General features: G+C 68.6%; 6 protein-coding genes. All 6 read right to left on the bottom strand.

Going from position 1 to position 6,236, the window contains the following annotated elements; genetic code table 11:
- Window positions 1–151: 151 nt before the first annotated feature.
- Window positions 152–1,294, bottom strand: coding sequence for a hypothetical protein (locus X803_RS0105350; RefSeq protein WP_026544332.1), 1,143 nt, complete (start codon window positions 1,292–1,294; stop codon window positions 152–154).
- Window positions 1,295–1,448: 154 nt separating this feature from the next.
- Window positions 1,449–2,165, bottom strand: coding sequence for a DedA family protein (locus tag X803_RS17990; RefSeq protein ID WP_253907397.1), 717 nt, complete (start codon window positions 2,163–2,165; stop codon window positions 1,449–1,451).
- Window positions 2,166–2,220: 55 nt separating this feature from the next.
- A complete protein-coding gene (locus X803_RS0105340) occupies window positions 2,221–3,129 on the bottom strand; it encodes an RluA family pseudouridine synthase (RefSeq protein ID WP_035778027.1) in 909 nt (302 codons plus the stop codon).
- Between the two features lie 40 nt (window positions 3,130–3,169).
- Complete coding sequence (locus X803_RS0105335) at window positions 3,170–5,092, bottom strand: DUF6541 family protein (RefSeq protein WP_026544330.1); 1,923 nt, start codon at window positions 5,090–5,092, stop codon at window positions 3,170–3,172.
- Window positions 5,093–5,174: 82 nt separating this feature from the next.
- Window positions 5,175–5,969, bottom strand: a complete 795-nt coding sequence (locus tag X803_RS0105330; protein WP_026544329.1) for an Fpg/Nei family DNA glycosylase — start codon at window positions 5,967–5,969, stop codon at window positions 5,175–5,177.
- On the bottom strand, window positions 5,962–6,236 hold a 275-nt coding region (locus X803_RS22110), incomplete at its 5' end, for a hypothetical protein (RefSeq protein ID WP_035778026.1). The genes X803_RS0105330 and X803_RS22110, both read right to left, overlap by 8 nt.

The raw sequence follows: 6,236 nt of genomic DNA, 5'->3' as shown, positions 1-6,236 counted from the left end.
AAGCCGGTGCTCGCTGAAACCTACCCGCTGGAGCGGGCCGCCGAGGCGTTCGCAGCGAACATGGACGGCCACACCCGCGGGAAAATCGCGATCACTCTCACCTGAGCAGTCACTCTCACCTGAGCGATCACTCTCACCTGGGCAGTGACGGTCAAAGAACCCGACGCGGCCGGGGCGGGGGATCCTCGCCGTCCTCGAACGGTTCGGGTTCCTCCTCGTAGTATTCGTAGTCTTCATCGTCCAGCTCGATCGGCGGCAGATGCGAGGTCTGCCGCCGACGGAGCTCCCGCCGGTACGAGTGATCCACGCGGTGCCGGCGCGAGCCTGCGGTGATGAGCAGGAGGAACGCGGCCAGGGCTGTCGCGCCGGCCATGAGGAGCGACTGCGGCTGGCCCAATAGCCGTTCCACAATGATCCAGGCCATGCCCCACACAGCGGCGAGAGCGACGGCCATGCGTCCGCGGTCCAGTGAGCAGACAACGCCGCCCACCAGAACGATGATGCCGAGGCCGATGAGCGCCCACACGAACTCGTCCCCTGTCAGCCAGGAGAAGCCGTTGAGGGACAGGACGGCGGCGGTGTGGGTCAGCGCCGTGAAGCCGGTCCAGCCGAGGAACAGCCCAAGGGGCACATCAACCAGCGCACCCTCCAGCGACGAGAACGCGGACCACCGGTTGAGCCACCGCAGGGAAACCAGAAGCAGGAGCAGCAGGAGTCCGTGCACCACGAGGCTCTCGGTGTGAAGCTCATCCCTTATCAGCCAGGTGAGTGCGAGATTCAGCAGCAGCGCTGCCATGACGATCCAGCCGAGGCCCCGGTGCCGCGGGCTGTGCGCCTGGCGCGGCAGCCACTGGTGAACCACATACCCGAGCATCCCCACCCCGATCAGGGCCCAGATGAAGAGCGAGTACTGGTTGGGGGACACCAGCGTCAGGTCCGGACGCAGCAGCTCGGCGCCCAGGATCTCCCGGTCAGCGAAGACGCCGGCGACGACGGCCGTGGCCGCCAGTGCACCGGGAACGATGATGCTGACCAGGATGCGCCGCACCTGGTCCGCCCGCCACGAACGGACGTTGGCCACGACGCCCCGGGAGGCGGCAGCTGTCAGCGCCGCGGTCCTCTTTCCTGACTTGGCGGCCCAGGCGGAGGCAGTGCCGGAGGCGGCCTTGAGCTTTTCGGCACGGGCGGCCCTGAGCCTGGCGGCTTCGGTTGCTGCCTGCCTCTCACCTGGCGTGGGGCCGGAGTCCGTGGTGTCCGACGCCGGAGCGGAGTCGGGCGCGGATTGGCCAGGCACACCCTGATCCGGTTTGGACGGCGCAGTCGCTTCCGAGGGCTTTGTTGGGGGTGCAGCAGGGGCTGCCGGTGACGCAGCGGAAGCTGCCGTCGTCGTTCCGGGCTTTTCCTCATCAGTTGGAGCTGCCGGCTTGGGACGCGCGGCTCTCAGCCGGTCAAGGACGCTCTCCGTCCCGCTCTGTTGAGGGGGAATGGGGTGCGTTTCCGGGGTCTTCCGCGGCGGCACGGGAGGTGGTTGGGGCAGCCGGTGGTTGGACGGGGTCGGCATGCTCATGTGTCTTTCGGACCTCCCGGCGCTGCTTCAGCGCGAAGAACGCTGCAATGATCAGTCCCACCAGAGTACCCACACCCATTCCCAGGAGTGCACTGGCCCACATCGGGAAGCCCGTCGTGACGTCGGAAACGTAGCCCAGACCAACCAGCCAGCACGCCCACAGCACACCGCCGAGGGCCGCGAAACCGACGAAGGGGCGGAAGGCGAGTTCGGCGATCCCGGCGGCCGCGATGCCGGCGGTGCGCCCGCCCGGAAGGAACCGGAGCGCAACCAGGCCGGCGTAGGTGGGCGACTTTCCCGCCTTTTCCACGGCATTGCGGATTCCGAGGTGGACGGTGCGTCCCCAGCGGAACCGGTCCAGCCAGTGGGTCAGCCGCCGCTGGAACAGCATGTAGAGGGCAATGTCCCCGAGCAGGCTGCCGGCCGCGGCGGTGAGCAGGGAAACCGGCAGCAGCACCGTTCCCTCCGAGGCCAGCGACCCTGAGGCGATCACCAGGAACTCTGAGGGCATGATGGGCACAAAAACGTCAGCGATAACCACGAGCAGCGTGACCGGATGGATCATCACGGACCACTCAGCGAGCGTCGACAGGTCCACCTGATCCAATCTACAGCGCATCACCTGTTCGTGAGCGGGCTGCTCCCGGGTGGCATCAGGCGAGCGCGGACAGTTCCAGTCCGCTGGTGAACGACGACGGCCGGGAGGAGACCGGATCCACGAACTCGATGTGCCGCGCCAGAAGCTGCAGCGGCTTCGTGTAGTCATCCGGCTGCTGGGGAAGCAGCACGGGATAGAACGGGTCATTCACGATTCCGAGGCCCAGCCCCGCCATATGCAGCCGCAGCTGGTGCGTCTTCCCGGTGTGCGGCTGGAGCCGGTAGCGGCCCACACCGCCACGTTCCTCCAGCAACTCGATCCGGGTTTCCGCGTTCGGTTCCCCGGGTACCTCCTGCGCGAGGAGGTAGTCGCGGGACTTCACGATCCTGCTGTGGACCGTCCGCGGCTGGACGTCGAGTTCCAGGGCAGGGTCGATGGGCGCGGCGGCCTCGTATTCCTTGCGGATACGGCGGTTCTCGAACAGGAGCTGGTAGGCGCCGCGCGTGGCCGGATTCGTCGAGAACATGAGGATTCCCGCCGTCATCCGGTCGAGCCGGTGCATGGGGATGAGGTCCGGCAGGTCAAGCTGCACCCGAAGCCGCACCAGCGCCGACTCCGCGACGTACATCCCGCCGGGAGTGGTGGGCAGGAAGTGCGGCTTGTCCACCACCAGCAGGTTCTCGTCCTGGTGGAGGATGCTCAGTTCCACGGGAAGGCGCTTCTCCACCGGCAGCTCGCGGTAGTACCAGACAAAGGTGTGCGCAGTGAGCGGGGTGTCCCGGGTGAGCCGCTCACCATTCAGGGCAACCACTTCCCCGCGGTCGAAGCGCTCCGCGATCCCGTCCGGATCCACATGGTCCCAGCGGTCCAGGATGTACTCGAGCGCAGTGCTCCACGGGCCCTCGGCGGGCAGGCGCAGCCGCGTGGCGTTAACGCCGTTGCGGACCGGGAGCGGGGATTGCATCACCCATCAAGGGTAGCCGGGAGCCGGCCGCAGCAGGTTCTCAGCAACCCGTGATCCGGTACAGCGCGGCGGTTCCCTCGCTGTCCACCCGTTCAAAGCCGTTCTCCCGGGTCAGGTCCTGCAGCCCCGGCACAACCTCCGTTTCTCCCGGGTGTACGGAGCTGATGCCGAAATCGAGCACGTACCGCACACCCAGTTTCTCCACGGCGGGGCAGACCTCCGGGTTGGTGGTGAGCTCATCGAGGGACCCGTAGACCGTTTTCCCGGCAACAGTGGGCGGTACGGTTCCGTACGGCAGCAGGGTGGGGATGCCCGTGTAGGCGTAGGACAGCGACGCCCCGGTCAACGGCACCCCGACCACCACGGCGCCCTCCTCCACCGTCTCCGGCAGCCGCTGGATGAGGGCCAGCTCATCATTGGTCAGCAGTTGTGAGTTCTCGGTGAACCGGTATTTCGCGGCGGCTTCCGCAACACCGCGCTGTACCGCGCCCAGCGGTGCCAGCGCAACACCCAGCAGAACCAGGACGACGACGGCGGCACCCGCCCGCTTTCCGCTCCCGCCCCGCAGGAAGGACAGCACTGCCGGATGCCGGGCTCCGGCGTCGACCAACGCCACCGCCCCCAGCGAGGCCACGATGATCCCGGCCACCGGCAGCATGGCGCTGATCCTGAAGTAGTCGTTGTACCAGACCCCGGCCACCACCCACCGCAGGTCCGGCGCCTCCTTCCAGTTCGCCACCACAAAGAGCATGGCGGCGAGCCCGTACAACCCCAGCGTCCACCGGTGCCGCCGGCGGCGGAGGACGACGACGGCACCCACCAGGGTCAGCGCCGCAGCCAGGACGGCCACGGGCCGGAACAGCGGCGAGTGGAGAACCACCGCGAGCAGCGCCCACCCGGCGTCGCCCAGCTCATCCCAGTTGTCCGAGCTGCCACGCGACGGCCGCAGCAGCATCCACGCCGCGGCAAGAACCAGCAGGAACACTCCCGCCGGGACCAGCGTGCGCCAGGCGGGCACGCTGCCGCGGCGCAGCCTGGCGTACGCGGCAGCAACAACCATCGGGACGCTGAGGCCCAGCGCACCGACCAGCGACGCCGGGTGCGCCAGCGCCAGCCCCGGGACCACGCCGAGCAGCAGCAGGAGGTTCGCCGCCGTCGTCGTGCGCAGGGGTGCGCCGACGCGCAGCAACTGGATCACCAGACCAAGCACGGCGGGCAGCATGGCGATCGAGAGCATGAAGGGGTAGACCACCCCGAACTCGTAGAGGAGGTAGGGGAAGCTGCTGTACGCGCCGGACAGCACGGCGGCGCTGAGCAGGGCCGCGCGGCGCTCGCCGGTCACGCGGGTGACCAGGAACAGGCAGCCGACGCACCAGAGCGTCAGGATGATGGCGAGGTTCACCACGTTGATCGCCGCCGGGATGGACAGGCCGGAGGAGAGCAGGACCAGCGAGACCAGCGCGTGCCAGCCCGCCGGGTAGAAGGTCGGGGCGCGGGTACCGAGGTACCCCAGTTCCGCGGAGGACGCGTTGCCGGTCTCGGCAATGTAGCGGATGGCGTTGAGGTGGAAGATGTTGTCGTGTGAGTGGGCGATGTTCTCCGGTTCGCCGAAGATCCACAGGGTGATGAGGCCGATCGGGACGGCGGCGACGGCCAACGCGGTCAGCGTCCGCCGCAGCGGACGGCCCGGGTCCGTGGCGAGCGCGTCGTCGAAGCGCCGGCGGACCAGCCAGAGAACCAGCCCCACGGCGGCGGTCACCCCCAGCAGGGGGACGAGCGACCACTGCACCCCGGCCAGCGACGCGCTCTCCGCAGCCAGAACGACGGCGGTCACGCTCAACGGGCCCGCCAGGGCGAGCAGTGTCAGGCGCCGCAGCCCGAAGATCGCTCCCCAGAGCAGGCCCGGACCCAGCAGTACCGCCAGCGCAACGAGGAAGCCGGGGAGTGTGCTGAGCCAGCTCATGGTCTCCCTCGGTAGGCGGTCGGTTCGGACTGGGTGGTCGGTTCGGTTCGTTCGGACAGGGTTGCTGGGCCGCGCCGCAAGGTCACGCGGAGACCCTCGCGGGCTGGCAGTGCGGGCAATGATAGAGCACCCGCTGCTCAAGCTCGTTGTCCCCGATCTCGCTGCGGACCACCCGGGTTCCGCAGCGCAGACACCCGCGGTCGGTTCTCCCGTACACCCACAGCGGGTCCCGCAGCAGGGAACCGGTGGTGACCCGCGTGGAACGGTCCTTGTTCACCTCGAGCAGCCGGTGCGCAAGCTCCACCATCCGCGGGAGGTTCCGCACGTCCCCCACCGGAGTGAGCGGGTGCTCACCGGCGAGGAAACACAGCTCGCACCGGTAAACGTTACCGATCCCTGCGAGGTTCCGCTGGTCAAGCAGCGCCAGGCCGATGGGGCGGCCCGGGTCAGAGCGCAGCCGGCGCAGCGCCTCCTCGGGGTCCCAGTCCGGTCCCAGGAGGTCGGGACCGAGGTAGCCCACGGCGTCATGTTCATGGTCCTGCGGGATGACGCGCAGGAACCCGAGCTCAAAACCGACCACGGTGGAGGCCCCGGTTTCCAGGATGCAGCGGGCCTTGAACGCCGGGCGGCGCCACTTCCCGCCTTTGGGATAGACGTGCCAGAGACCTTCCATCTTCAGGTGCGAGTGGATGCTCCACTCCTCCTCCACCCTGATGAGCAGGTGCTTTCCGCGCGCCACGACATCCTTCACCGTCCGCCCGGTGAAATCCACCGTGGCGAAGCGCGGCACACGGATGTCGCAGCGGGTGAGTTCCCTGCCATGCAAAGCCTTGTCCAGGTCCCGAGCGGCCCGCCAGACGGTATCCCCCTCAGGCACGGATCCTCAACCCCCGCGGCGTGCTGTAGAAGCCGGCGTCGGCGAGCGCCCTGCCGGCCGGGGAATCGAGCGCGGACTCCCCGTTGATCTTCTCAACCGCCATCTTGTCCGCTGCGCCCTGGCGGATCGCGGTGACCAGTGCTGCCGCGGCGGCGGTCAAGGCGTCCGGATCCTCGGTGTACGTGAGCATCGTCTTTCCGCCGCGCTCGACGTACAGTGCCAGCAGGCCGTCCACGAGCACCACCAGGGCGCCCGCCTTGCGGCCCG

The sequence above is a fragment of the Arthrobacter sp. 35/47 genome (assembly GCF_000520475.1).
GTDB classification, from domain to species: Bacteria; Actinomycetota; Actinomycetes; order Actinomycetales; family Micrococcaceae; genus Arthrobacter_D; species Arthrobacter_D subterraneus.
The sequence above is the reverse complement of the archived record's forward strand: the minus strand, read 5'-3'. Positions and strand labels throughout refer to the sequence as shown.

What these genes read in the sequence shown, in the direction of transcription:
- X803_RS0105335 (WP_026544330.1), bottom strand. Translation starts at nt 5,092, where the DNA reads ATGAGCTGGCTCAGCACACTCCCCGGCTTCCTCGTTGCGCTGGCGGTA.
- X803_RS0105340 (WP_035778027.1), bottom strand. Translation starts at nt 3,129, where the DNA reads ATGCAATCCCCGCTCCCGGTCCGCAACGGCGTTAACGCCACGCGGCTG.